Origin of the sequence: Nocardia amikacinitolerans NBRC 108937 (assembly GCF_001612615.1) — a bacterium.
GTDB lineage: Bacteria > Actinomycetota > Actinomycetes > Mycobacteriales > Mycobacteriaceae > Nocardia > Nocardia amikacinitolerans.
This window is the reverse complement of record NZ_BDAU01000009.1, coordinates 76064-102408: the sequence shown is the minus strand read 5'-3', so window position 1 is coordinate 102408 and position 26345 is coordinate 76064. Positions and strand designations below refer to the sequence as shown.

At 69.2% G+C, this 26345-nt stretch carries 21 protein-coding genes and 1 riboswitch; of the genes, 4 read left to right on the top strand and 17 right to left on the bottom strand.

The genetic code is table 11. The annotated features are described in order from the left end of the window. Positions 1-2: 2 nt before the first annotated feature. From NAM01S_RS08555 to NAM01S_RS08520, 8 genes are all read right to left on the bottom strand, one after another. Positions 3-1565: a substrate-binding domain-containing protein gene (locus NAM01S_RS08555; RefSeq protein ID WP_253798525.1), complete on the bottom strand. Its 1563-nt coding sequence runs from the start codon at positions 1563-1565 to the stop codon at positions 3-5. A 100-nt stretch (positions 1566-1665) separates the two neighbouring features. Then, positions 1666-2724 carry a PHP domain-containing protein gene (locus NAM01S_RS08550; RefSeq protein WP_253798528.1) on the bottom strand — a complete coding sequence of 353 codons (1059 nt, stop codon included), beginning with the start codon at positions 2722-2724 and terminating at the stop codon, positions 1666-1668. A gap of 4 nt (positions 2725-2728) precedes the next feature. Beyond that, complete coding sequence (locus tag NAM01S_RS08545; RefSeq protein WP_067782044.1) at positions 2729-3310, bottom strand: dihydrofolate reductase family protein; 582 nt, start codon at positions 3308-3310, stop codon at positions 2729-2731. A 66-nt stretch (positions 3311-3376) separates the two neighbouring features. Further along, a complete protein-coding gene (mutM, locus tag NAM01S_RS08540) occupies positions 3377-4237 on the bottom strand; it encodes a bifunctional DNA-formamidopyrimidine glycosylase/DNA-(apurinic or apyrimidinic site) lyase (RefSeq protein ID WP_067782041.1) in 861 nt (286 codons plus the stop codon). Position 4238: 1 nt separating this feature from the next. Then, on the bottom strand, positions 4239-4961 hold the full coding sequence (gene rnc, locus NAM01S_RS08535) for a ribonuclease III (protein ID WP_067782039.1): 723 nt from the start codon (positions 4959-4961) through the stop codon (positions 4239-4241). A gap of 22 nt (positions 4962-4983) precedes the next feature. Next, positions 4984-5166: a 50S ribosomal protein L32 gene (gene rpmF / locus NAM01S_RS08530; RefSeq protein ID WP_014987105.1), complete on the bottom strand. Its 183-nt coding sequence runs from the start codon at positions 5164-5166 to the stop codon at positions 4984-4986. A 54-nt stretch (positions 5167-5220) separates the two neighbouring features. Beyond that, the gene (locus NAM01S_RS08525; RefSeq protein WP_067782035.1) at positions 5221-5847 is read right to left on the bottom strand and encodes a YceD family protein; all 627 of its coding nucleotides are present in this window, start codon (positions 5845-5847) and stop codon (positions 5221-5223) included. A gap of 151 nt (positions 5848-5998) precedes the next feature. Then, positions 5999-6745 carry a DivIVA domain-containing protein gene (locus tag NAM01S_RS08520; protein ID WP_067782028.1) on the bottom strand — a complete coding sequence of 249 codons (747 nt, stop codon included), beginning with the start codon at positions 6743-6745 and terminating at the stop codon, positions 5999-6001. Between the two features lie 304 nt (positions 6746-7049). Between NAM01S_RS08520 and NAM01S_RS08515 the strand changes: the two genes are divergently transcribed. Beyond that, the gene (locus tag NAM01S_RS08515; RefSeq protein ID WP_067782026.1) at positions 7050-7562 is read left to right on the top strand and encodes a GtrA family protein; all 513 of its coding nucleotides are present in this window, start codon (positions 7050-7052) and stop codon (positions 7560-7562) included. A 71-nt stretch (positions 7563-7633) separates the two neighbouring features. On the opposite strand, the gene coaD is transcribed toward NAM01S_RS08515, so the two are convergent. The 3 genes from coaD to NAM01S_RS08500 are packed head-to-tail and all read right to left on the bottom strand — an operon-like array spanning position 7634 to position 12098. After that, positions 7634-8119, bottom strand: a complete 486-nt coding sequence (coaD, locus tag NAM01S_RS08510; RefSeq protein WP_067782022.1) for a pantetheine-phosphate adenylyltransferase — start codon at positions 8117-8119, stop codon at positions 7634-7636. A 20-nt stretch (positions 8120-8139) separates the two neighbouring features. Further along, positions 8140-8697 (bottom strand): 16S rRNA (guanine(966)-N(2))-methyltransferase RsmD, encoded by a 558-nt coding sequence (rsmD, locus tag NAM01S_RS08505; RefSeq protein WP_067782019.1) that lies wholly within the window; start codon positions 8695-8697, stop codon positions 8140-8142. Then, complete coding sequence (locus NAM01S_RS08500) at positions 8694-12098, bottom strand: pyruvate carboxylase (RefSeq protein ID WP_067782012.1); 3405 nt, start codon at positions 12096-12098, stop codon at positions 8694-8696. The genes rsmD and NAM01S_RS08500 overlap by 4 nt, the downstream gene beginning before the upstream one ends. 249 nt (positions 12099-12347) lie before the next feature. Next, a riboswitch (cobalamin riboswitch) is annotated at positions 12348-12555 on the top strand. A gap of 149 nt (positions 12556-12704) precedes the next feature. Here NAM01S_RS08500 and metE point away from each other — a divergent pair. Next, positions 12705-14972 (top strand): 5-methyltetrahydropteroyltriglutamate--homocysteine S-methyltransferase, encoded by a 2268-nt coding sequence (metE, locus tag NAM01S_RS08495; protein ID WP_067782009.1) that lies wholly within the window; start codon positions 12705-12707, stop codon positions 14970-14972. 567 nt (positions 14973-15539) lie between these two features. Here metE and NAM01S_RS08490 read toward each other — a convergent pair. The 4 genes from NAM01S_RS08490 to prpD form a co-directional block, all read right to left on the bottom strand. Further along, complete coding sequence (locus tag NAM01S_RS08490) at positions 15540-15917, bottom strand: nuclear transport factor 2 family protein (protein WP_067782007.1); 378 nt, start codon at positions 15915-15917, stop codon at positions 15540-15542. Positions 15918-16276: 359 nt separating this feature from the next. Next, the gene (locus NAM01S_RS08485) at positions 16277-17413 is read right to left on the bottom strand and encodes a bifunctional 2-methylcitrate synthase/citrate synthase (protein WP_067782005.1); all 1137 of its coding nucleotides are present in this window, start codon (positions 17411-17413) and stop codon (positions 16277-16279) included. Between the two features lie 3 nt (positions 17414-17416). Further along, complete coding sequence (gene prpB / locus NAM01S_RS08480; RefSeq protein ID WP_067782001.1) at positions 17417-18340, bottom strand: methylisocitrate lyase; 924 nt, start codon at positions 18338-18340, stop codon at positions 17417-17419. After that, positions 18340-19863: a 2-methylcitrate dehydratase PrpD gene (gene prpD, locus NAM01S_RS08475; RefSeq protein ID WP_067781998.1), complete on the bottom strand. Its 1524-nt coding sequence runs from the start codon at positions 19861-19863 to the stop codon at positions 18340-18342. The genes prpB and prpD overlap by 1 nt, the downstream gene beginning before the upstream one ends. Before the next feature lie 158 nt (positions 19864-20021). Between prpD and NAM01S_RS08470 the strand changes: the two genes are divergently transcribed. Further along, a complete protein-coding gene (locus NAM01S_RS08470) occupies positions 20022-21443 on the top strand; it encodes a short-chain fatty acyl-CoA regulator family protein (protein ID WP_174554785.1) in 1422 nt (473 codons plus the stop codon). 3 nt (positions 21444-21446) lie between these two features. Here NAM01S_RS08470 and sigJ read toward each other — a convergent pair whose 3' ends face one another. Beyond that, positions 21447-22361, bottom strand: a complete 915-nt coding sequence (sigJ, locus tag NAM01S_RS08465; RefSeq protein WP_067781995.1) for an RNA polymerase sigma factor SigJ — start codon at positions 22359-22361, stop codon at positions 21447-21449. Between the two features lie 184 nt (positions 22362-22545). On the opposite strand from sigJ, the gene NAM01S_RS08460 reads away from it, so the two are divergent. Continuing rightward, positions 22546-24015, top strand: a complete 1470-nt coding sequence (locus NAM01S_RS08460; RefSeq protein ID WP_067781992.1) for an MFS transporter — start codon at positions 22546-22548, stop codon at positions 24013-24015. Between the two features lie 46 nt (positions 24016-24061). On the opposite strand, the gene recG is transcribed toward NAM01S_RS08460, so the two are convergent. Continuing rightward, positions 24062-26338: an ATP-dependent DNA helicase RecG gene (recG, locus tag NAM01S_RS08455; protein WP_067781989.1), complete on the bottom strand. Its 2277-nt coding sequence runs from the start codon at positions 26336-26338 to the stop codon at positions 24062-24064. Between the last annotated feature and the right edge of the window lie 7 nt (positions 26339-26345).

Below are 26345 nucleotides of genomic sequence, written 5' to 3'. Positions count from 1 at the left end.
GCTCATCGGGCCGGAGTGCAGCGACCTGGTTCGAGCAGATCGCTGGCACACGGCTCGTTGCCGTGCGCGCGAAGCACTTCCGCGCCCACGTCCGCGGTCAGGTAATGGAGGAAGCTCGCCGCGAGCGAATCACCGGGCAGATCGCCGTTGCTGTACGCGTATTCGACGCCCCAGAACGGATAAGACCGATCGATCGCGCCCTGCCGTCCCGGCGCGACGCCACCGAGCGTGAGCACCCGCATGTCGGCCCTGCGCGCCTCGGACAGCTCCGAATAGCCGATCGCGCCGGGAATCTCCCCGACCGCCTTGTGCATGTCCTTGGTGACCGGCACATCGCAGTAGGTGCCCGCGGTGTCCTTGATGGCGGTGCAGCTGCGGTGCGGGCGGGCCGGTTGCGCGCCGCCGAGCAGCGCCTCCTCGAAGATCACCCGGGTGCCCGATCCCGGTGCCCGATCGATCAGCACGACGGGCACGTCAGGACCGCCCACCTCCCGCCAGTTGGTGATTCGACCCTGATAGAGATCCCTGACCTGGGCGACGGTGAGGTCGGTGATGCCGAGGTCGCGGTGCACGACGACGGCGAACAGCGAGAGAGCGAGCGGACGAGCTTGCAGCGCGGTGTAACCCGGACCTTTCGCGCCGTCGCTGATCGTGAGGAGCCCGGAATCCCGTCCTGCTTCGGCCACCCGGTCGAGACCTCGTTCGGTGCCTTCGAAGTCGAAGGCGAATTCCGCTCCCGTGCAGCGCTTCTCGTATTGCGCCGCCGCGTCGCGGATCACCGGGTCGAACGCCGAGGAGCCGACGAGCGTGAGTTTCCCCGCGGCACAGTCGAGCGGCGGCGGCGGTGGCTGGAGCGCGTCGACGACGAACTGCCCGATGATCACCAACACCAGGAACACGGTCAGCAGCAGCATCACCCGGGAAATGCCGGTGCGGCTGCGCGTCTCGACGACGCTGCCGCCGCGAATGTCGCCGCGCAGCACGGGATCCGGAGCCTGATCGTTGCCGTTGCCGTCCCGGTCGCCGTTACCCTCGCCGCGCTGCAGGATGGCCAGGATCTTGTAGTGCGCGTTCCTGGTCAGCGGCACCTTCGGCAGATCGATGACGCCCGTGCGCCCGTCGGGCTCCACATTGATGGCGATGCCCGACGCGGGACCGAGTCTCGGGGCCAGGTCGCGATCGCTCAACTCGGTCACGGCCATGCCGATCACCCGGCGCTGCGGGAAGCGCAGATGCAGGCCGACCTGCTGGGAGGGCGACAGATAGTCCGACTCGGAGATCGCGGTGTTGCCGCTGTTCTCGATGCGGACCAGCACCACCGAAAGCTCGCGAAGCTGTTCGCGCCGTTCGGCTTCGGTACCGGCGGGGTCGGGATGCAGCCGCTCCAGCACACCGGGGTACACCGACCCGATCTCGCCGGTGACAGGCGTGTCCATCTGCACGCGGTAGCCGAGGCGCCTGCGGCCGACGAAGACGAACTCCCACAGGAATGCCGCGAGCGGCACCACGATACCGATGAACGCGAGGATGGTATCGAGCGGAAAACCGTCCAACGCTTGCCCCACCCCCGAGAGTCCTTTCGCCGCTCATTGTGCGGTGCCGCACCGCGATTCGCCCGCGTCGCCGCCGAGTGTTCGCCGAGCGTTCATCGACCGACCATCCGGCTCAGGCCGACGCCGTCCACGCGAGCAGTTGTTCCACCGGCCAGGTGTTGATCACCCGGTCCGGATCGACGCCGTTGGCGACGGCGCGCTCACAACCATAACCCTGCCAGTCCAATTGGCCCGGCGCGTGCGCGTCGGTGTCGACGGCGAAGTGGCAGCCGATCTCGACAGCCAGCCGCAGCAGGCGCGACGGCGGGTCCAAACGCTCTGGGCGGCAGTTGATCTCGACGGCGGTGCCGTACTGCTTGCACGCCTCGAAGACGAGTTCGGCGTCGAAGGTGGATTCCGGGCGGGTGCCGCGGCCACCGGTGACGAGCCTGCCGGTGCAGTGGCCGAGCACGTCCACGTTCGGGTTCGCGACCGCGTACACCATGCGCTTGGTCATCGTCTCGCTGTCGGCACGCAGGTGCGAATGCACGCTGGCCACCACGATGTCCAGCTCGGCGAGCAGGTCGGCCTCCTGATCGAGGGCGCCGTCGTCGAGGATGTCGACCTCGATGCCGGTCAGGATGCGGAACGGCGCGAAGCGCTCGTTCAGCTCGGCCACCAGGTCCAGCTGGCGGCGCAGCCGTTCGGCGGACAGGCCGTTGGCGACCGTCAGGCGCGGCGAATGATCGGTGAGCGCGCAGTATTCGTGCCCGAGCGCCGCGGCGACGCTCATCATCTCCTCGATCGGGCTGCCGCCGTCGGACCAGTCGGAGTGGGTGTGCAGGTCGCCGCGCAGCCGGGTGCGCAGCGGCTTGCCAGGCACGCCGATGGGCTGGGCGGCGCGGCGCAGATCGGCCAGGTAGTCGGGCACCTGACCCGCGCAGGCCTGCGCGATGACGGCGGCGGTCTTCGGTCCGATGCCCGGCAGATCCTGCCAGATCCCCGCCGCCTGGTACATGGCGAGCTCATCGGCCGACAGTCCCGCCACCACATCGGCGGCGCCGCGGTAGGCCTTGACCCGGTAGCTCTTGGCGCGTTCCCGTTCGAGCCAGAAGCCGATCTCGCGCAGCGCTTCCACCGGACCGGGCGCGTCGGCCCCGTCCGGTTCGGCGATGTGATCGGCGTCTGTCACGCGGCTAGCGAATCCGGCTGTACTTCACGAATGCCACCCCGTCCTCGAAGACACGGCTGGTGATCACCCGGAACCGGGCCGCATCCGGCAGCCGCGGCCCGGAGCCGAACAGGGAGCGGCCGCGGCCGAGCACGATCGGATACAGCTTCAAAAAGATCTGATCGATCTCCGGAAGCAGTACCTGGGCCAGCTCGCCGCCACCGCAAAGCCAAATGCCAAGTCCCTTGTCGCGCTTGAGTTCTCGGACCCGCCCCAGCGGATCGTCCGAGATCAGCTCGACGGCAGGGTCCGGGCTCTCCGGCAGCGTCGTGGAGACGACGAACTGCCGCAGGTGCGCGTACGGGCTCGAGGTGCCGGTGCGCACGCCGAAGTCGTGCGTCTTGCGGCCCATCAGCACCGTGTCGAAGTTGGCATTGCGCTTGTCGATGCCGCGAGACTCGCGCACCTTGGTCGGCAGCGTCTCGGGATACTGCGCGGTGATCGCCGGGCCGTGGTCGCCGCCGACCGGGAAGAAGTCGACCGACCCATCCTCGGTGGCGATGAACCCGTCGATCGTCGACGCGACATAGTAGGTGAGCTTGCGCATATGTCCTTCCTCCAGGCGACCGGGCGGGGGTCCCGGACCGCATGAGGAAACGGTAGCTCGCTCGGCTCAGCGACGGCGCGGCTTCGGCTGGCAGCGCGGACAGTAATAGGAAGAACGGTTCATGAAACGCTCGCGGACGATGGGCGCGCCGCAGCGCAGGCACGGCTCGTCCGCCCTGCCGTAGACGGTGAGCGCGCGTTCGAAGTAGCCGGACTCTCCGTTGACGTTCACGTAGAGCGCGTCGAACGAGGTGCCGCCCGCGACGAGCGCCTCGCCCATCACGGCGACGGTCGCGTCGAGCAGCGCGCGGACCGCGGGCCGGGTCAGGCCGGAGGCCAGGCGATTGCCGTTGATGCGGGCGCGCCAGAGGGATTCGTCGGCGTAGATGTTGCCGATGCCGGAGATCACCGACTGGTCGAGCAGCACCCGCTTGATCTCGGACTGTTTGGCGCGAATGGCCGCCACCGCCGCCTCGCGATCGAAGCGCGGGTCGAGCGGGTCGCGGGCGATGTGCGCGACCGGTTCGGGGACCGACGTCCCGTCCACCTCGACGAGCGGCGCGAGCGCCCAGCCGCCGAAGGTGCGCTGGTCGACGAAACGCAGCTGGGTGCCGTTGTCCAAGGTCGCCTGGATGTGCGCGTGCTTCTCCAGCGGCGCGTCGGCCGGCTGCACCAGCATCTGACCGCTCATGCCGAGATGCACGACCAGCGCGTCGTCGCCGTCGTCGAAGGTGAGCCAGAGGTACTTGCCGCGCCGTTCGGCCGAGGCCACCCGCTGCCCGGCCATGCGGGCCGCGAGATCGGCCGCGCCCTCGAGGTGACGGCGCACCGATCTCGGGTGCGTGACGGTCACCGATTCGATGGTGCGGCCGACGACGAATTCGGCGAGTCCGATGCGGACGGTCTCGACCTCGGGGAGTTCGGGCACGTCAGGCTTCGGCGGTCAGCGCCTGGTAGGCGGCGCCCGCGGCCTTCTGCTCCGCTTCCTTCTTGGACCGGCCGATGCCCTGCCCGTAGGCACGGCCGCCGATCACCGTGGTCGCGGTGAACTCCTTGTCGTGATCGGGCCCCGTCGAGGTGATCTCGTAGCTTGGCACGCCGAGACCGCGTTCCGCCGTGAGTTCCTGCAGGCTGGTCTTCCAGTCGAGGCCTGCGCCCATCCGGGGTCCGCGCTCGAGCAGTTCGGCGAACAGCCGCAGCACCACGCCGCGGGCCACGTCGATGCCGTGCTGCAGGTGCACCGCGCCGAGCAGCGACTCCATGCCGTCGGCGAGGATGCTCGGCTTGTCCCGGCCGCCGGTGAGCTCTTCGCCCTTGCCGAGCAGCAGGTGCACGCCGAGCCCGCCTTCGCCGAGCCCGCGCGCCACCTCGGCGAGCGCGTGCATGTTCACCACGCTCGCCCGCAGCTTGGCCAGTTCGCCCTCGGACTTGTCCGGGTGCTCGTGGTAGAGCCGCTCGGTGATGCTGAGGCCGAGGACGGAGTCGCCCAGGAATTCCAGGCGCTCGTTGGTCGGCAGTCCGCCGTTCTCGTAGGCGTACGACCGGTGCGTCAGCGCGAGGCGTAGCAGATCCGGTCGTACGTCGACGCCGAGGGCTTCGAGCAAACTGGCGTGTTCACCGGACGAGCCGGCTTCGTCCTTGCTGACGGTCACGTCGATACGACAGGTCGAACTGTCAGACGGCGGCGGTGACCTGGCGGCCCTTGTAAGTGCCGCAGGACGGGCACGCGATGTGCGGCAGGGTCTTCTCGCCGCAGGCGCGGTTCGGGCAGGTGATCAGGGTCGGCGCGGTGGCCTTCCACTGGCTGCGCCGCGACCTGGTGTTGGAACGGGACATCCGGCGCTTGGGAACGGCCACGACTAACTCTCCTCTGTCCTAATTGCTCTGCCGGTTCGGCTGACGGTCTTGCGTTTATCGGTCTGGGTCGGCGTCCGCGTCGGGACTGCCGTTGCCGGGCGATTCGGTGGCGAACTTCGCCAGCCCGGCCCAGCGAGGGTCAAGTATCTCATGCCCATGATCGGAACCCGCAATCGCCATCCGCACGCCGCATTCCGGGCACAGCCCGGCGCAGTCCGGCGTGCACAGCGGCTGCAGCGGCAGCTCGAGGCCGATGGCGTCGACGATCACCGGTTCCAGGTCGATGAAGTCGTCGTCCATCCGGTAGACCTCGTCGTCCTCGGTGGTCTGCTCGGTGGTGCTGTCGGGATAGGCGAACAGCTCCGTGAGATGCAGCCGGACCTCGTCGGTGAACGGTTCGAGGCAGCGCGAGCACTCCCCCGCCGTCGGCGCGGTGACCGTCCCGGTGACCAGCACACCCTCGGACACCGCCTGCAGTTGCAGGTCGAGCTCGACCTCCGCCCCTTCCGGGATGTGGATCAGGTCCAACCCGATTCGCGCGGCGGTGGTGACCGTGCGCTGCTGCTCCCGCATGGTGCCGGGGCGGCGGCCCAGGCTGCGGGTGTCCAGCACGAAACCCGCGTCCGCCTTGCGGTGCGAGGCCGCACGGTGACGCGATGCGGAACCGGAACGGGCGGGCATCACGAACTCACTCACGATCGAAGGGAAATGGGCAACCACTCAACAATACGCGAGGTGTCGGTCGAACCTCAAAACGCCGACGGCGCTGGGCAGTCGGTTCGGCGCGGGTCCTCCGCGGCGGCTTCGGCGCGGCAACGGGCCGCGGCCGGGGTCAGCGGCGGAATTCCGCCGCGTAATCGGGCGCGCCCGCGCCGCTACGCAGCTGGTGGCGTCCGCGGCCGACGACGCGCAAGGTGCTGTTGAGGGTTTCCTCGAACTGCGCGAGCGTCGAGTCCACGTAGTGGTCGCACTCGTCGCGCATCCGGTCGACCTCCTCGTGCGCGCCATCGATGAGTCGCGCGGATTCGGCGTGCGCGGCCCGCACCACCTCGGTCTGGGTCACCAGGCGCTCCTGCTCGGCGAGGCCCTCGGCCACCGAGCGCTCGTAGGACGCCTTGCCCGCCTCGATCATGCGCTCCGATTCGACGCGCGCCCGGCCGGTCACCGCCTCGTACTCGGCGTTGCCGTCGGCCACGATGCGATCCGCCTCTGCCTGCGCGGTGGTGACCAGGTGATCGGCGTGCGCGCTGGCCTCGGCGACCATGCGGTCGGCGTGCGCCTTGGCGTCGGCGAGGATGCGATCGGCCTCCTCGCGGGCCGAACCGATGGTCTGCTCGGCCTGTTCGTTGGCGGTGGTCACGGTGAACTCGGCGGCCGAGCGGGCGTCCGAGACGATCTTGTCGCGGTGGTCGAGCACGTCCTGGGCGTCGTCGAGTTCGCCGGGCAGCGCGTCGCGCACGTCGTCGAGCAGTTCGAGCACGTCGCCGCGCGGCACGATGCAGCTGCGAGTCGGCGGGATGCCGCGCGCCTCTTCGACGATGGCGACCAGCTCGTCGAGTGCCTCGAATACGCGATACATGCTCACTACCCCGCTCTCCTGCTGACTCAGGCGAAACTCTCCGCCGACGCCCAGTGTGCCCCTCATCACGGCGGATGCCGAGTCCTCTTCCGGTGTGTCGTGACAGTGTCTCGCACACCACAAAATCAAGTGGAGGCAGACCCTCCACTTCGTGCTACATTTTTTCAGGAGAGGGTCCCGACAAGATCTTCTTAAGCGGACCGCAGGCCCGAACCCGGACTGTGGGAGCACAGGAGGCCAACGGAAGGAAGCGGCGCCCGCCGCGGTTGTTCCTACCGAAGGCTCAGGTTGGATCGGAAGAACAATGACGGTTCTGGAAGTACCGCGCTCGGCAGGAGTGCCGATCGGCATCTACTCGCCGTGGGCCTTCCCGTACCCCACGGTGCGCACGGTGTCGGTCGCCCGGTTCGGGCAGCTGCTGCAGTACCTGCGCGGTGATCGCGCCTTCGCCCAGCTCGTGCGTTTCGCACTGGTCGGCGGTTCCAGCAATGTCGCCTACGTCCTGCTCTTCTTCGCCATGCACGGCATCGGTCCGATCGTGGCGAATATCGCCGGATCGGTCGTGAGCACGATCATCGCCAACGAGCTGCACCGCCAGCTCACCTTCCACGCCGCGGGCCGGGTCGGCTGGTTCACCGCGCAGTGGGAGGGCGGCGGACTCGCGCTGGTCGGCCTCGGTATTACCACCGCGGCGCTGGCCGGGTTGGAGATCTGGGCGCCCGGTCTGGGCGACACCGCCCAGGCGGCGGCCGTCCTCGCCATCACCGCCGCGGTCGGCGGCATGCGCTTCCTGGCCCTGCGCGGTCTGGTGTTCTGAGCGAGACTTTCCACAGACGAAACCGCCCCGGTTCCTGATTCGGAACCGGGGCGGTTTTCTTGTCGGGAGGCTCAGCCGCGCTGTTCGGCGAGGCGGTCGAGCAGCCGCTTGTGCACCGACGGCGGGAGCATGTCGCTGACGTCGCCGCCGTAGGTCGCCACCTCCTTGACCAGCGAGCTGGACAGGAAGCTGAAGGTCGGGTTGGTGGCGATGAAGAACGTGTCGACGCCGGAGAGCTTCTTGTTCATCTGGGCCATTTGCAGTTCGTAGCCGAAGTCGGTGGCGTCGCGCAGACCCTTGACGATGGCGGTGATGCCCTGCTCCTTGGCGAAATCGACCAGCAGGCCCTGCCAGGAGGTGACCCGCAGGTTCGGCAGGTGCGCCGTCGCCTCGCGCAGCATCTCCATCCGCTCCTCCACGGTGAACATGCCCTGCTTCTTCGGGTTCACCATGACGGTGACCACGACCTCGTCGAATTGCGCCGCCGCGCGGGCGAATACGTCGAGATGCCCGTTGGTGACCGGATCGAACGAACCGGGACACAGTGCTCCAGCCATGAGCCGACGCTACCACCCGGTCACGGCCGGTAGTCGGCCAGTTCCAGGCGGGTTTCGCCGTAGCGGCGCGGCTTGGCGGGGACGAAGGCTGCGGGCCAAGCGATTTCGGGGGAACGGCTGGACCGTTCGACGACGATCAGTGCGTCGGGGTGCAGCCAGCCGTTGTCGGCCAGCGCGGTCAGATCGGCGGTCACCGCCGCCGTGTCCACGTCGTAGGGCGGGTCGGAGAGCACGAGATCGAACTGTCCAGCACCGCCATGGGCGAGCACCGCGGCGACCGGCCCGACGCGCAGTTCCGCGCCGGGCAGGCCGAGGTCGGCGATGTTGCCGCGCACGACGGCTGCCGCCTTGCGATCCGACTCCACCAGCAGCGCGTAGGACGCGCCGCGGGACAGCGCCTCCAGCCCGAGCGCGCCGGAGCCCGCGTACAGGTCGAGCACCCGGACGCCGTCCAGATCCATCCTGGCGTCGAGCGCGCTGAACAACGCCTCGCGCACCCGGTCGGAGGTCGGCCTGGTGCCCGCGGGCGGCACCCTGAGGCGCCGCCCGCCTGCCGCACCGGCGACGATCCGGGTCATTCCGCGGTGGACTCGCGCACGGCGAGTTCGACCAGCAGGTCACCGCCCTCGACCTGCTGCACCTTGCCGATCGCGACGCGGGCGACGGTGCCCGCGCGCGGCGCGGTGATGGCGGCCTCCATCTTCATGGCCTCGATGGTGCCGATGGTGTCGCCGGTCTCGACGGTGTCGCCCTCGGCGACGACCAGGGTGACGACACCGGCGAACGGCGCGGCGAGATGACCGGGGTTGGTCTTGTCCGCCTTCTCCGCCACCGGGATCTCGCTGGCGACGGACCGGTCGCGCACCGACACCGGCCGCAGCTGGCCGTTGATGATGCACATCACCGTGCGCATGCCGCGCTCGTCGGGCTCGGAGATGGCCTCCAGGCCGATCAGCAGGGTGACGCCCTTCTCCAGCTGCACGCGGTGTTCCTCGCCGCGGCGCAGTCCGTAGAAGAACTGGTTGGCGCTCAGACCCGAAGTGTCGCCGTACTTTTCGCGGTGGGCGAGGAATTCCGCCGTCGGGCCGGGGAACAGCAACCGGTTCAGCGTCGCGCGCCGCTCCAGCGAATCCCCTTCCAGCCCGGCCTGATCCGCGGCCGAAAGCGGGGTCTCCGGCTTGGCCGCGCCGCGTCCGGCGAGCGCCTTGCTGCGGAACGGCTCGGGCCAGCCGCCCGCCGGGGTGCCGAGTTCGCCACGCAGGAAGCCGATCACCGAGTCGGGGATGTCGTAGCGGCCGGGATCCGCGGCGAAGTCCTCGATGTCGACGCCGGTGCCGACCAGCGCGAGCGCGAGATCGCCGACGACCTTCGACGACGGCGTCACCTTCACCAGGCGGCCGAGCAGCCGGTCGGCGGCCGCGTACTTGGCCTCGACCTCCTCGAACCGATCGCCGAGGCCGAGCGCGATGGCCTGCTGGCGCAGGTTCGACAGCTGACCGCCGGGGATCTCGTGGGTGTAGACGCGTCCGGTCGGCGCGGGCAGCCCGGATTCGAAGGGCGCGTAGACCTTTCGCAGCGCCTCCCAGTACGGCTCCAGGTCGCACACGCTCTGCAGATCCAGCCCGGTGTCGTGCTCGCTGTTGGCCGCGGCCGCGACGATCGCCGAGAGCGCGGGCTGGCTGGTGGTGCCCGCCATCGCGGCGCTCGCGCCGTCCACCGCGTCGGCGCCCGCCTGCCAGGCCGCCAGGTAGGTGGCCAGCTGACCGCCCGGTGTGTCGTGGGTGTGCACGTGCACCGGCAGGTCGAAGTTGCTGCGCAGCGCGGTGACCAGGGTCGCGGCCGCCGGAGCGCGTAGCAGGCCCGCCATGTCCTTGATGGCGAGCACGTGCGCGCCCGCGTCCACGATCTGCTCGGCCAGCTTGAGGTAGTAGTCGAGGGTGTAGAGGTTCTCGTTCGGGTTCGACAGATCGCCGGTGTAGCTCATCGCGACTTCGGCGATGGCCGTACCGGTTTCGCGCACCGCGTCGATGGCCGGGCGCATCTGGTCGACGTTGTTGAGCGCGTCGAAGATGCGGAAGATGTCGATGCCGGTGGCCGTCGCCTCGGAGACGAAGGACCTGGTCACCTGCTCCGGGTACGGGGTGTAGCCGACGGTGTTGCGTCCGCGCAGCAGCATCTGCAGGCAGATGTTGGGGATCGCCTCGCGCAGCGCGGCGAGCCGCTCCCACGGGTCCTCGTAGAGGAAGCGCAGCGCCACGTCGTAGGTCGCGCCGCCCCAGCATTCGACCGAGAGCAGCTCGGGGGTCATCCGCGCGACGTGCCCGGCGACCTGCAACAGGCCGTTGGACCGCACGCGGGTCGCGAGCAGCGACTGGTGTGCGTCACGGAAGGTGGTGTCGGTGACGCCGACCGCCTTCTGCTCGCGCAGCGCCTGCGCGAAACCCTCCGGGCCCAGGCGAAGCAGCCGCTGACGCGAGCCGTCCGGCGGCGGCACGCTCAGGTCGATGGCGGGCAGCTTGTCGTGCGGGTACACCGTGGTCGGGCGCTCGCCGTGCGGCTTGTTGACGGTGACGTCGGCCAGGTACTCGAGGATCTTGGTGCCGCGGTCGGCGGACTGGCGCAGCGTCAGCAACTGCGGGCGCTCGTCGATGAACGAGGTGGTGACCCGGCCCGCCTTGAAGTCGGGGTCGTCGAGCACCGCCTGCAGGAACGGGATGTTGGTGGTGACGCCGCGGATGCGGAATTCGGCGAGCGCGCGCCGGGCACGGGCCGCCGCCGCGGGCAGGTCGCGGCCGCGGCAGGTCAGCTTCACCAGCATGGAGTCGAAGTAGGCGCCGATCTCCGCGCCGAGGTTGGCGCCGCCGTCCAGGCGGATGCCCGCGCCGCCGGGGGTGCGGTAGGCGGTGATGCGGCCGGTGTCGGGACGGAATCCGTTGGCCGGGTCCTCGGTGGTGATGCGGCACTGCAGCGCCGCGCCGCGAATGGCGACGGAGTCCTGGCTCAGGCCGAGGTCGGCGAGGGTCTCGCCCGCCGCGATGCGCAGCTGCGACTGCACGAGGTCGACATCGGTGATCTCCTCGGTCACCGTGTGCTCGACCTGGATGCGCGGGTTCATCTCGATGAAGACGTGGTTGCCGCGCTCGTCGAGCAGGAACTCCACGGTGCCCGCGCAGCTGTAGCCGATCTGGCGGGCGAAGGCCACCGCGTCGGCGCAGATGCGTTCGCGCAGCGCCGGATCCAGGTTCGGCGCGGGCGCCAGCTCGATCACCTTCTGGTGGCGACGCTGCACCGAGCAGTCGCGCTCGAACAGGTGCATGACGTTGCCGTGCTGGTCGGCCAGGATCTGTACCTCGATGTGGCGCGGGTTCACCACCGCCTGTTCGAGGAACACGGTCGGGTCGCCGAACGCGGATTCGGCCTCGCGCGAGGCGGCCTCGATCGATTCGCGCAGCTGCTCGGGCGCGGCGACCCGGCGCATGCCGCGACCGCCACCGCCCGCCACCGCCTTGACGAAGATCGGATATTCGAGTTCGTTTGCGGCGGCGAGCAATTCGTCCACGTCCGCCGACGGCGCGCTGGACTTCAGCACCGGAAGTCCTGCCGCCCTTGCGGCCTCGATGGCGCGCGCCTTGTTGCCCGCCAGCTCGAGCACTTCGGCCGAGGGGCCGATGAAGGTGATGCCCTCGCGCGCGCAGGCCGCCGCCAGGTCCGGATTCTCGGAGAGGAATCCGTAGCCCGGGTAGATCGCGTCGGCGCCCGCGGACTTGGCCGCGTCGATGATCGCCTCGATGGAGAGGTAGGCGCGGACCGGGTGGCCCTTCTCCCCGATCTGATAGGACTCCGCCGCCTTCAAACGGTGGACCGAGTTGCGGTCCTCGTATGGGAAGACGGCGACGGTCCCGATGCCGAGTTCGTAGGCGGCGCGGAACGCGCGGATGGCGATCTCGCCACGATTGGCAACCAAGACTTTCGAGAACATTGAACCAAGGTACCTGGCCCCGAATACAGCGACGACATGGAAGTCCCCTTCGCAGCAATCTTCACAACGAGACCTAGCAGGCTTGCGAAGTTGCGTTCATCCCTGCGTCACATCTCACCATCCGCCCCGCCGGTCTGTGCGGGGCAGGCCGAGGGGTGCGCACGGAATATTCCGCCGTCCGTTTATGCTGGACAACGCAGCTGGTTCTCCAGTGCGCCCGACGAGATGGAGCCCCGACGTCGAGCGCCGGAGTCGAAGTCCGCTCCCGGTTTGCCGGCGGCGGGCGAGAGGGAACCCGGTGGGAATCCGGGACTGTCCCGCAGCGGTGAGCAGGAACGAACACCGTCATCACGCACTGGGCGAAGGCCTGGGAAGCGGCGGTCAGTAGGTCGGCGAGGGGAAATCTCCCCAGCCGGTGCCCGCGAGTCCGAAGACCTGCCAGTTGTGCCGGATACGCCGTATCCGGCGGCCACCGCCTCGTGGATTGGGCGCGCGGACCACCAGTGCTTCCCGGGCTCCGTCTGTCTTCGGTTGCCCGCGACGTTCGCTGGTCGCCGCGCGCTCGCATGGCGATGGTTCACGACCTGAAAAGCACTGGAGCACACCGTGACTGTTTCCGAACACGCACCATTCACCGCGACGGTTCTCGGGCTACCGCGCGTGGGGCCGCGGCGCGAGCTGAAGCGCGCCACCGAGTCGTACTGGGCCGGGCGCATCGACGCCGAGCAGCTGCACACTGTCGCCCGCGACCTGCGGCGAACCCAGCTGACCGCGCTGCTGGCTGCCGGGCTGGACTCGATCCCCGTCGGCACCTTCTCCTACTACGACCAGGTGCTCGACACCGCCGTCCTGCTCGGCGCGCTGCCCGAGCGGGTAGCCGGGATCGCCGATCCGCTCGACCGCTACTTCGCCGCCGCGCGCGGCACCGACACCGTCGAACCGCTGGAGATGACCAAGTGGTTCGACACCAACTACCACTACCTCGTCCCCGAGATCGGCCCGGAGACGACGTTCGCGCTGCACCCGGAGAAGCTGCTCGCCGAATTGAGCGAGGCGATCGAGCTCGGTGTGCCCGCGCGTCCGGTGGTGGTCGGGCCGGTCACCTTCCTGAAGCTGGCCAAGGCCACCGGCGGCGCGGCGCTGGATCGACTCGGCGAGCTGGTCCCGCTCTACCGCGACCTGCTGCGTCAGCTCGCCGCCGCGGGTGCGGCGTGGGTGCAGATCGATGAGCCGGTGCTGGTCACCGATCTCACAGCGGACGAGATCGAGCTGGTCCGGCGCACCTACGCCGAGCTCACCGAGGCGAGCGAGCGGCCCGCGATCCTGGTCGCCACCTACTTCGGCACACCGGGCGACGCTCTTCCCGCGCTCGCGAGCACCGCCGTCGAGGGCATCGCGCTCGACTTCACCGCGCCGCTGGACCTGTCCGCGGTGGCCTCGCTGCCCTCGCTGGCGGACAAGCTGCTGGTGGCGGGCGTGGTCGACGGACGCAATGTGTGGCGCACCGACCTCGACCGCGCGCTGTCCACCCTCGGGACGCTGCTCGGCAGCGCGTCGTCGGTGGCGGTGTCGAGCTCCTGCTCGCTGCTGCACGTGCCGTACTCGCTGGAACCCGAGACCGGGCTGGACGAGAAGCTGCGCTCCTGGCTGGCCTTCGGCGCCGAGAAGGTGACCGAAGTGCGGCTGCTGGCAACGGCTTTGGCGCAGGGCACCGAGGCCATCGCGGACGATCTCGGGGCCGCGCGTGCGGCAGCGGAGTCCCGCACCGCCGACCCGCGACTCTCCGACGCGCAGGTTCGGGCGCGGCTCGACTCGCTCGGCCCGGACGCCACCCGGCGCGCGCCCGCCGACGAGCGCCGCGCGCTCCAAGCCCAGCGGCTCGATCTGCCCGCGCTGCCGACCACCACGATCGGCTCCTACCCGCAGACCTCGGCGATCCGGCTGGCAAGGGCGGCGCTGCGCAAGGGCGAGATCGACCAGGCCGAGTACGTGCGCCGGATGCGCGCCGAGATCGCCGACGTCGTCGCGTTGCAGGAGAAGCTCGACCTGGACGTGCTCGTGCACGGCGAGCCGGAGCGCAACGACATGGTGCAGTACTTCGCCGAGCAGCTCGACGGTTTCGCGGCCACCGAGAACGGCTGGGTGCAGTCCTACGGCACCCGCTGCGTGCGGCCGCCGATCCTGTTCGGCGACGTCACCCGGCGCACGCCGATGACCGTCGACTGGATCACCTACGCCCAGTCGCTGACCGACAAGCCGGTCAAGGGCATGCTGACCGGCCCGGTCACCATCCTCGCCTGGTCGTTCGTGCGCGACGACCAGCCGCTGGCCGACTCGGCGCGCCAGGTGGCGCTGGCGATCCGGGACGAGACCGTGGATCTGCAGTCCGCGGGCATCCGCATCATCCAGGTCGACGAACCCGCGCTGCGCGAACTGCTCCCGCTGCGCGCCGCCGACCAGCCCGCCTACCTGGACTGGTCGGTGGGCGCGTTCCGCCTGGCGACCTCCGGCGTCTCCGACGCCACCCAGATCCACACCCACCTGTGCTACTCGGAGTTCGGTGAGGTCATCGACGCGATCGCAGGCCTGGACGCCGACGTGACCTCCATCGAGGCGGCCCGCTCCCGCATGGAGGTGCTCGACGACCTCAACGCCGCGGGCTTCGACCTCGGCGTCGGCCCGGGTGTCTACGACATCCACTCCCCGCGCGTCCCCAGCGTCGAGGAGATCACCACCTCACTCCGCGCCGCCCTGAAAGCCGTTCCCGCCGAACGGCTCTGGGTCAACCCGGACTGCGGCCTGAAGACCCGCGGCCCGGTCGAGGTGGAAGCCTCGCTGCGCAACATGGTCGCGGCGGCCAAGGCCGTGCGCTAGAACTCCGGCCGGGCCGCGCTTTCCCGCGCGGCCCGGCCGCTGCGCATCGATCACCCCTCGACCGGACGCGATCCCACCGCCCTACGCCGGACGCCGCTTCGGCCGACGCGATCTCAGTTGCCCTCCCTCGAACACCGATCCCAACTCCCCGCCGCACGCGAAGTGGAATCCCACTCCGCCAGAAGCGATCTCAGTCGTTCTCCGGCGGACGCCTCTGTTGCTGCCGCTTCCTCGGCGTATAACTCTCGCAAGCCTCCCCCTCCTGCCGCACCCGACGCTCACGCGCCTTGGGACTCACCCCCTGCCGCCACGACGGCACACACCTCGACCGCTCCATGCGCCACCCCTCCTCACACGTCGATCAACAGTTCTCCCCTGCTGTCTTTGTTCGACGCGCGCGGTGACCATTCGGTTCCCTCTCGGCAAACTTCGATTTCGACCGGATAGGCCGAGGGCACAGCCGATGGCCGACCCGGGTCGCTCACAACGCCACCGAGTCCGCTCAGCCTGGATCGAGTCGAGGCCGGAGATGGCGCGGCTCCCGGCGGTGTGAGGTGGCGGCTCCGCTCAGTTGGGCAGGCCGAAGGCGCGGTTGATGGCGGCCATGTCGAAGTAGTCGCGCCAGGCGGTGATGGCGCCGTTGTCGACCTCGAAGACGCCCATGACGGGGAGTGGGGTGTCGCGGCCGTTGCCGCGCAAGGTGTCGGTGCGTTCGTTCATGACGACGTTGCCCGAGGTCACCTGATGGTGGATGTCGAAATCGATGGCGTCGAAGGTGGCGAGGAAGCCTGCGATGAAATCGCGAATGGCGGCACGGCCGACGATCGGCTCCATCGGAATGTTGTGGTACACCGCGTCTTCGGCGAAATACGAAGCGATCCGATCGGGGTCGGGATCCGACCAGCTCTGACACATCGCGCGGACGAGTTCGTCGGGACCGGTCATAGCAACGCTCGCTTCCTTGGCACCGGGGTCATCGGCTCGATCAACCGATTCAACCAAACAACTGCTTGGTTGAACAGCGGGTACGTCCGCCAAACCCGCCCGGCCATGCCGCACCCGGCGCACCACCGCTCTGTCCACCCGGAAGACCGTCGGTGACCCCCTGTGCCCTCGGACCGCACCGAGGCGATCCCACACACGTTCTGCACGCGCCACATAGCCGGTGCCTATGTGGCGCGTACGAAACCTTTGTGGCAGGTGCCTCCCGCCTCGGCCCGGCCCCGGGCGGTGGGCGAAGTCCGCCCGGGGGCGGCGGACATGGCGCACCACCGCCGCAGCCAGCCGCGGCCATGCGCCTCGGCCTAGCGGCGCGCTGACCCCGCGGCGAGCAGCTCGCGTTGGGGCACCCCGGTGTACTCCGACAGCGGTCGGATGAGCGCGTTGGCCGCCGACTGTTCGGCGATGTGGGCGGTCCAGCCGGTGATGCGGCTGAGCACGAAGATGGGGGTGAACATTTCGATGTCGAAACCCATCAGGTAGTACGCGGGTCCGGCCGGGAAGTCGAGGTTCGGGCGAATGCCGGTGGCTTCGACCATGGTTCGTTCCAGCTCGTCGTACATTCGCAGCCAGCGCGCGCCGCCCGTCACCGCGGCCACCTCGTCCAGCGCCGCCTTCATGGTGGGGACGCGGGAGTCGCCGTTCTTGTAGACGCGGTGGCCGAAGCCCATCACCTTGTGTTTGGCGGCAAGCTTAGCGCGCAACCAGTCCGCCGCGCGCTCCGGCTCGCCGATCTCCAGCATCATGTGCATCACGGCTTCGTTGGCTCCGCCGTGCAACGGCCCCTTGAGTGCGCCGATGGCGGCGGTGACCGCGCTGTAGAGGTCGGAGCGGGTGGAGGTGACGACGCGGGCGGCGAAGGTGGAGGCGTTGAAGCTGTGCTCGGCGTAGAGGATCAGCGACGCCTCGAAGGCGCGGACGATCCGCTGGTCCGGCACCTCGCCGAAGCACATGTTCAGGAAGTTCTCCGCGAAACCCAGGTGCGAGTGCGGCGCGATGGGATCGAGGCCGCGGCGGCGGCGCATGTCGGCGGCGACCACCGTCGGCAGCACGGCTGTCAACCGTAATGCCCTGGCCAGCAAGTCTTTTGGTGCAGCGACGCCGTCCGGGTCTATGCCCGCGTCCTCCGCGCCGAGGTAGCTCACCACCGTGCGGACGACGTCCATCGGGTGGCAGCTGTCGGGCATCTTCTCGATCAGCGACAGGATCGACCGGTCGATCCGCCGCTGCGCGCGCTCCCGCTGGCACAGCAGTTCGAGCTGGGCGACGTCGGGAAGCTCGCCGTACCACAGCAGGTAGGCGACCTCCTCGAAACTACAGTGCGCGGCCAGATCCTGGACCGCGTAACCGCGGTAGGTCAGCGAATTGGTCTCGGGCACGACCTTGGAGATGGCGGTGGTATCGACCACCACTCCGGCCAGGCCCTTTCTGATCTCGGTCATGGTTCACTCGCTCAGCGTGAAGGTGAATATTCCGGAGTCGAAGTCGTTGTAGCGCTGGTATTCCAGCAACTCGTAGAGCCGGGCGCGGTGCTGCATGCGGTCGAGCAGCCCGGATTGCGTTCCGGTCGAGGCGATCTCGGTCAATCCCTGCTCCACCGCGTGCATCGCCAGCCGCAATGCGGTCACCGGGTAGATCACCGCGTTGAAGCCGAGATCCTCCAGCGTCCCCGCCGAGAGCAGTTCGGACTTGCCGAACTCGGTCATGTTGGCCAGCAGCGGAACATCAACGGCGGCACGGAACTTCGCGAACTCGGCCGCGTCGGCGAGCGCTTCGGTGAAGATCAGGTCCGCCCCCGCGTCGGCATAGGCCTTGGCGCGATCGATGGCCGCGTCCAAACCCTCGGTGCCGCGCGCGTCGGTCCGTGCGCAGATCACGAAGCCGGGATCGCGCCGCGCCGAGACGGCGGCGCGCAGCCTGCGCACCATATCGTTTACCGGCACAACGGCTTTGCCGTCGAGGTGACCGCAGCGCTTGGGATTCACCTGGTCCTCGATGTGGCAGCCCGCGAGGCCCGCGTCCTCGAGCATGGTCACCGTGCGCGCGGCGTTCATCGGCTCGCCGAAACCGGTGTCGGCGTCGATGAGCACGGGCAGGTCGGTCATTCTGGCGATCTGGCGACCGCGCTCGACGACCTCGGTCAGCGTGGTCAAACCGATGTCGGGCAGCGCCAATTCGGCCGACACCACCGCACCGGAGACGTACACGCCCTCGAAGCCCAGTTGCTGGATCAGCGTGGCCACCAGCGGATTGAACGCCCCGGGCAAGCGCTGGATGCGACCGGAGTTCAGTCCGGCACGAAAGGCCGCCCGCTTGTCGGCGGCGGTGGTGGCGGCGGCCATCAGGCCGGAACGGAGTTGGTCGGGCATCAGAAGATCCCCTCACGAACCTCCGGTGCCCGGCCGAGGACCTCGGGCGCCACGGTGAACGTCAGCTGATCGAGTTCGCTCGCACCGAGTTTCGCGGTGCGCTGCGCCGCGTCGAGGAAACGGTCCTGCTCCGCAGGATCTACTACCCCGTCGGCCAGCGTCCGAAACTTCTCGATGTACTGGGCGCGGGCGAACGGACGCGCGCCGAGCGGGTGCGCGTCGGCCACGGCCAGTTCGTCGACGATGGTCTCGCCGCTCTTCAACGTCACCACCGCACGCGCGCCGAACGCCTTCTCGTTCGGGTCGGTCGAGTGGTAGCGGCGGGTCCACTCGGGGTCCTCGACCGTGGAGATCTTGTGCCACAGCTCGACGGTGTCCGGCCGCTGCGCGCGCTCGGGCGTGTAGGAGCGCTCGTGGTGCCAGCCGCCATCCTGCAGCGCCACCGCGAAGATATAGGGAACGGAGTGGTCCAGGGTCTCCCGGCTCGCGTGCGGGTCGAACTTCTGCGGATCGCCGGAGCCGGTGCCGATCACCACGTGGGTGTGGTGGCTGGTGTGCAGCACGATGGACGCGATCTGGTCGAGATCGCCGATGCGCGAGCGCATCCGGCGGGCCAGGTCGATCGGGGCCTGGCTCTGGTACTCGGCCGAGTGCTCCTTGGTGTAGCTGTCCAGAATGGCTCGCTTCGCCTCGCCGGGCGCGGGCAGCGACACCTGGTATTCGACGTCCGTTCCGCCGAGCAGCCACGCGATGACGCCGTCGGCGCCCTCCCAGATCGGCGCGGGCGCGCCTTCGCCGCGCATCGCCCTGTCCACCGCCTCGACCGCCATCTTGCCCGCGAACGCCGGCGCGTAGGCCTTCCAGCTGGAGATCTCGCCCTTGCGCGACTGCCTGGTCGCGGTGGTGGTGTGCAGCGCCTGGCCGATGGCCTGGTAGATGGTCTCGGTGTCCAAGCCGAGCAGCGTGCCGATGCCCGCGGCGGCCGAAGGGCCGAGATGGGCGACGTGGTCGATCTTGTGCTCGTGCAGGCAGATTCCGCGCACCAGGTCGATCTGGATCTCGTAACCGGTGGCCAGGCCGCGGATCAGCTCTGCGCCGGTGCGGCCGGTGTGCTGGGCGACGGCGAGGATCGGCGGGATGTTGTCGCCGGGGTGCGAGTACTCCGCGGCGAGGAACGTGTCGTGGAAGTCCAGCTCGCGCACCGCGACCCCGTTGGCCCACGCGGCCCACTCCGGCGAGACCCTGGTCTGCGTCGACAGGCCGAACACCGTGCCGCCCGACCGCCCCTCACGCGGCCGGTACGGCTGGGCCGTCGCCTGGATACGAGCGCTGGTCACCGGACGGCGCAGCACCGACGCCGCGGCGACGGCCGCGTTGTCGATGATCCGGTTCACGATCATCTCGGCGACCTCGTCGGTCACCTCGACCGGATCGGCGGCGACCTCCGCGATTTTCGCGGCGAGATGTTCGCCGCGCGGAAACGCCTCGTCGGCGGCGCGAGCGCGTACTATATGGGTCTTCATGCATCCTCCGGGTTCTGGACGGCTACCGGCCCAAGGGCCTCTCTTCGCACGCTACGCAGCGAATGCCGAAGCAAGAACCCCTTGCATATGCCGATTTTTGTGGGCGAGAACTACCGATTCTGCGATGTTTGCGAAGGCGAAGCCGCTAGGATTCGCCCGTGCGCAAGATGTATGCGGGCGCCCGGCTGCGGCGATTGCGCGAGGAACGGCGGATGACGCAGGCGGCACTGGCGAAATCCCTCGATCTCTCGCCCAGTTATCTCAACCAGCTGGAACGCGACCAGCGACCGCTCACCATTCCGGTGCTGTTGAAGCTCAACTCCACCTTCGACCTGGACGTGCAGTTCTTCGCCGCCGACTCCGACGCGCGTCTGGTCTCCGACCTACACGAGGTGCTCGTCGACGCCGCGGGCGGCGACAGCGCCCCGCTGACGGAAGTCGAGGAGCTGGCCACCCGCCAGCCGGAGGTGGCTCGGATCCTGGTCGCGATGCACCGGCGGTTGCGCGCCGCCACCGACCAACTCGATCTCCTGTCCTCCCGGGTGGCCGCGCCCACCGGCGGACCCGGCGTCCCGATGCCCTACGAGGACGTCCGCGACTTCTTCTACGACCACCACAACCACATCCCGCACCTGGACCACCTCGCCGAACAGCTCTTCGAGGAGTGCGGCCTGACGATCGGTTCGCTGGACCGCCAGCTCGCCAGGATCGCCGAGGAGCGGGCGGGCGTGACCGTTCTGGTGCGCGGCGACGGCGCCGACCCCTCGATCCCGAAGCGCCACTACGACCCCGAGAGCCGAACCCTGACCCTGGCCCGCAGACTGCGCCCCGGCCAGCGGGCCTTCCAGATCGCGACGACCCTCGGCTTCCTGCTCTTCGGCGCCGAGCTCGACGCGGTGCTCAGCGAAACCCCCTCGCTGACCGGTGAATCCCGCGCGCTGGCCCGAATAGGTCTGGCCAACTACTTCGCGGGCGCGCTGATCCTGCCCTACGGGCGGTTCCTGCGCTCGGCCGAGGAACTGCGCTACGACATCGACCTGCTGAGCCTGCGTTTCGAGGTCGGCTTCGAGACCATCTGCCACCGCCTGAGCACGCTGCAACGGCAGGGTCAGCGCGGGGTTCCGTTCTTCCTCGTCCGCACCGACCGCGCGGGCAACATCTCGAAACGCCAGTCCGCCACGGCTTTTCACTTCTCCCGTGTCGGCGGCAGCTGCCCGCTGTGGGTGGTGCACGAGGCGTTCGCCCATCCGGGCCGCATCCTCACCCAGATCTCGTCCATGCCCGACGGCAGGCGCTACCTGTGGATCGCCCGGACGGCCTTCATCGCGCCGCACGGATTCGGCACGGCGACAAAGAATTTCGCCATCGGCCTCGGCTGCGACATCGAATACGCCGACCGCCTGGTGTATTCGACCGGCTTGCACCTGGACGATCCCGGCGCCGCGGTGCCGATCGGCGCGGGATGCAAGGTGTGCGAGCGGCCCGCCTGCCCGCAGCGGGCGTTCCCGCAGATCGGCAGTCCGCTGGCGGTGTCGGAGAACACCAGCACCGACCTGCCGTATCCGCGGATGCTGCGCTGAGCATCACCCGCGCAGGTGGGTCAGCTTCTCCGGATTGCGAATCGCGTAGACCGTTCGCACCTTTCCGGTGTCCGGGTCGACGTCCAGCAGCAGGACGGCGGCCAACGCACCGCCGGAATAGACGACCGCGGACGGCTCGCCGTTGGTCCACCCGTACCGAATCGTCATGTCGGGGACGGAGGTCAACACCATACGGCTGGTGAGCAGGCGCGCGACCTTGTCCGGTCCGTGCACCGGCCGCCGCGCCGCCCGAAGCAGGCCGCCGCCGTCGGACAGGAACGTGACGTCCGGGGAGAGCAGTTCGAGCAGACCCGTTACGTCACCGCTGAGCTGAGCAGCGAGGAAGCGCTCGGTCACCGCCCGCTGGGTCCGCGCGTCGGCCTGGTAGCGCGGGCGCCTGGCCTGCACGTGATTCCTTGCCCGGTGCGCCAGCTGGCGGATCGCCGGGGTCTCCTTGCCGAGCAGCGCGCCGATCTCGGCGTGCGGATAGCCGAACACCTCGTGCAGCACGAACACCGCCCGCTCCAGCGGAGTGAGGGTCTCCAGGACGACGAGCATCGCCAGCGACACCGACTCGCCGCGCAACGCGATCTCGGCGGCGTCCGCGCTGTCTCCGACCTCCGGGGTGTCGGCCACCAGCGGCTCGGGCAACCACGGCCCGACGTAGGTCTCGCGCCGACGGGCCAGCGTCTCCCGGCGCGAGAGCGCGTTGTTCACCGCGATCCGCACCAGGTACGCGCGCGGGCTGGTGATCTCACCGAGGTCGGAACGGTGGCGCGACACCCAGGCCAGCCAGGTGTCCTGCAGGACGTCCTCGGTGTCGGTGACGGTACCGAGCATGTTGTACACGATCGAGAAGAGCAGTTCGCGATGCTCGGCGAAGACTTCCGTCGCCTGTTCGTCCATGGTCTCGATCATCGTTCCTCCTGTGCCGGAAAGCTCGCGCGGCTGTCGTATCCCGAGAGTGTTTCGAGGCGCGGAACGTGACATCGGGGCCGTGGAGTGTGATCTGACTCTCGCGGAGTCACCTCCCCTCGGCGCCTTCGCTCTTGGTTGGCGACAGGACGAAAACCGTCCGGACTCGCAGAGAAGGACCCGACACGTGCGATCACCGACCGAAACACCCTCGTATCTGGCGACCCGCCGCGGCAAACTCACGCTGGCGCTGCTGTGCACGGTCGCGTTCCTCGACTTCGTCGACGGCTCGATCGTCAATGTCGCGCTGCCGACCATTCAGCGCGAGCTCGGCATGGACGTGGCGACGCTGCAATGGGTCACCAGCGGCTACCTGCTGACCTACGGCGGCTTGATGCTGCTCGGCGGCCGCCTCGCCGACCTGCTCGGCCGTCGCCGCGTGCTCGTGGCGGGCACGCTGCTCATCGCCGTCGCCTCGGCGGTCGGCGGACTCGCCGACGACAGCGGGCTGCTGATCGGCGCGCGGCTGGCCCAGGGCGTCGGCGCGGCGCTGATGCTGCCCGCCGCGCTGTCCATCCTCACCACGACCTTCCGCGAGGGCTCCGACCGCACCACGGCGCTGAGCGTGTGGGGCGGGGCGGCGGGTCTGGCGTCGGCGGCGGGCGTCTTCCTCGGCGGCGTGCTGGCCGAGGGACCTGGCTGGCGCTGGGTGTTCTACGTCAACACCCCGGTCTGCCTGCTGGTGCTCGCGGCCATCCCGGCCCTCGTCCCCAACGATCGGCGCAACGAGATCCGCGGCGGCTTCGACCTTTTCGGCACCGCGCTGGGCACCGGCGGCCTGATGCTGCTGGTGTACGGCCTGGTGAAGGCGCCGGAGCACGGCTGGGGCGACGCGACGACGCTGGCACTGCTCGGCGGCGCGGCCGCGCTGCTCATCGCCTTCGTGGTCAACGAGCATCGCTCTGCCGATCCGCTGGTGCCGCTGTCGATCTTCCGCATCCGCGGTCTGGCCGCGGCGAATCTCACCCACCTGATCGTCGCGGCGGGCATGCTGGCGATGTTCTTCTTCGTGACGCTGTACATGCAGTCGGTGCTCGGCTACGGCGAATTCACGGCGGGCGTGGCGTATCTGCCGGTGAGCCTGACCATCGGTGTGGCGGCGGGACTTTCGGCGAAGCTGTTCGCCAGGGTGGGCACCAGGCCGGTCATCGTGGGCGGCGCGGCGATCACCGGGCTCGGCATCGTGTGGCTGTCGTTCATCCCGACCGACGGGTCCTACCTGGCGCACCTGCTGCCCGGCATGCTGGTCATGTCGATCGGTGCGGGCGCGGTGTTCGTCGCGAACACCACCGCCGCCAACGCCGGCGTGCCCGCCGAACAGGCCGGACTTGCCGCGGCCCTGCTCAACACCGCCCAGCAGATCGGCGGCGCGCTCGGCATCGCCGTGCTGACCGCGATCGCCACCTCCCGCACCACCGCGCAACTGGCGGCGGGCGAACCGCACCTGGACGCGATGACCGACGGCTTCCAGCGCGCGCTGCTGGTCGGCGGCCTGATCGCGATCGCCGGGGCGATCATCGGGCTGTGGACCGCGGACTCGCGCGGCGAGAACGACGCCGACGCGGCCGATGACCAGCCGAAAGTCTTCGCGGCATAACACCATCCGAGCGAGGGACGGACAAACGGTCCGTCCCTCGTTCGCGTCATGACTTGGCCAGGTACTCCAGCCGTTCGCCGTCGACGGCGGCGTGCATCATGCCCGCCAAACCGGGGTGCTCGCGCAGCCCGGGGTCGGCCTCGACCAGTTGCCTGGCCAAATCCTGTGCCGCGGTGATGACTTCGAGGTCGTCGAGCAGGGAGAGCAGCTTGAGCGAACTGGCCGTGCCGGACTGGGCCGCGCCGAGCACGTCGCCCTCGCGGCGCTGGCGCAGATCGAGCACGGCGAGCTCGAAACCGTCGGTCGTGGCGGCCACCGCCTCCAGCCGGGTCATCGCCGAACCGCCGGGCGCGGCGTCGGTGATCAGCAGGCACAGGCCGGGGTGCTTGCCACGACCGATCCGCCCGCGCAGCTGGTGCAGTTGGCTGACGCCGAACCGGTCGGCGTCCACGATCACCATCACCGTCGCGTTCGGCACGTCGACGCCGACCTCGACGACCGTGGTGCAGACGAGCACATCGATCTCCGCGTCGTTGAAGGCACGCATGACCTGGTCCTTCTCGTCCGACGGCAGCCTGCCGTGCAGCAGGCCGACCCGGACGCCCGCCATCGGTCCGGCGCGCAGCATCTCGAAGACGTCGACGACGGCCTGGGTGGTCGGCGCTTCCTTCTCCTCGGCCACCTTCCCGCGACCTCGTCCCTTACCTGAGCCGCCGTTCTCCTCGTCGTCGCCGATGCGCGAGCACACCACGTACGCTTGGCGGCCCTCTTTCACCTCTTCGAGAATGCGTTCCCAAGCACGGTCGACCCAGTTCGGATGCAGTTTGCGCGGAACGACTTTCGAGGTGATGGGCGAGCGGCCGCGGGGCAGCTCGGTGAGGGTGGAGGTCTCCAGATCGCCGAGGGTGGTCATCGCGATGGTGCGCGGAATCGGGGTCGCGGTCATCACGAGCAGGTGCGGGCTCGAGCCCGCTTTCGCCTTGGCGCGCAACGCGTCACGCTGTTCGACGCCGAAGCGGTGCTGTTCGTCGACCACCACCATGCCGAGGTCGAAGAACTCGACGTTGTCCTGGATCAGCGCGTGCGTGCCGATGACGATGCCCGCCTCGCCGGTGACGGCCTCGAGCAGCGCGGCCTTCTTCGCCGCGGCCGACATGGAGCCGGTCACCAGCACCACCCGGGTGGACTGCTCCGCCGCCCCGAGCTCGCCCGCCGTGCCCAGTTCGCCGAGCATCGCGCGCAGCGACCGATAATGCTGGGCGGCAAGCACTTCCGTGGGCGCGAGCAGCGCGCACTGCTGACCGGCGTCGACCACCTGGAGCATGGCGTGCAGCGCGACGATCGTCTTGCCGGAGCCGACCTCGCCCTGCAGCAGCCGGTGCATCGGCTGGGTACGGCCGAGATCGGCGGAGATCTCCGAGATCACCTGCCGCTGACCGGCGGTGAGCTCGAAGGGCAGCTGCCGGTCGAAGGCCGCGGCGATGCCGTCGGTGCGCGGCGGGCACGGGCGCGCGACCCGGCCCGCGACCTCGTGGCGCCGCTCGGCGAGCACCAGTTGCAGCGCCAGCGCCTCGTCGAAGCGCAGCCGGTCCTTGGCGCGGTCGATATCGGATTTGCGCTCCGGCAGATGGATCAGCCGCAGCGCGTCGGAGACCGGCATGAGGGCGCGGTCCTCGCGAATGTCCTCCGGCAGCGGATCATCGATCGGGTCGAGCTGTTCGAGCACCTGGCGCACGCAGGCGAGCAGGTCCCAGCTCTGCACCTTCGCGGTGGCCGGGTACACCGGGATGAACTCGCGCTCCATGAACGAGACATCCACTCCCCCTGCGCCTTTCGCGCTCTCCGCCAGACCGCGCAGGTCGCCGCCACCGCGCACCTTGGTGAAGGTGCCCACCGAATCGTCCTCGGTCTCGGGCAGGATCAGGTAGCCGGGATGGCTGAGGTTCCAGCTGCCGGGACGCCAGTAGCTCACCGTGCCCGACATCATCGCCCGAAGTCCTTCTTTGACAACGTATTTCACCTTGTCGCCATTGAAGAACGTGACGTCGACCGGGCGACCGGACCCGGTGTCGAGCAAGACCTTGAGCAGCGATCCGCGCCGGTTGCGCATCGGCTTGAGCTCGGTCTTGGTGATCCGGCCGATGACGGTGATGTGCGAACCGTCCTCGGGCGCTTCCTCGGTGAGCGGCTGACCCTGGGTCGCGTAGCGCAACGGGTAGTGCCGCAACAGGTCCTCGACGGTGTGCATGTCGAAGGCGTCGGACAGCGAATCCGCGGCCTTCGCACCCAGGATGTGGTCCAGCCGATCGCTCAGTGTCGCCATGTCTCCA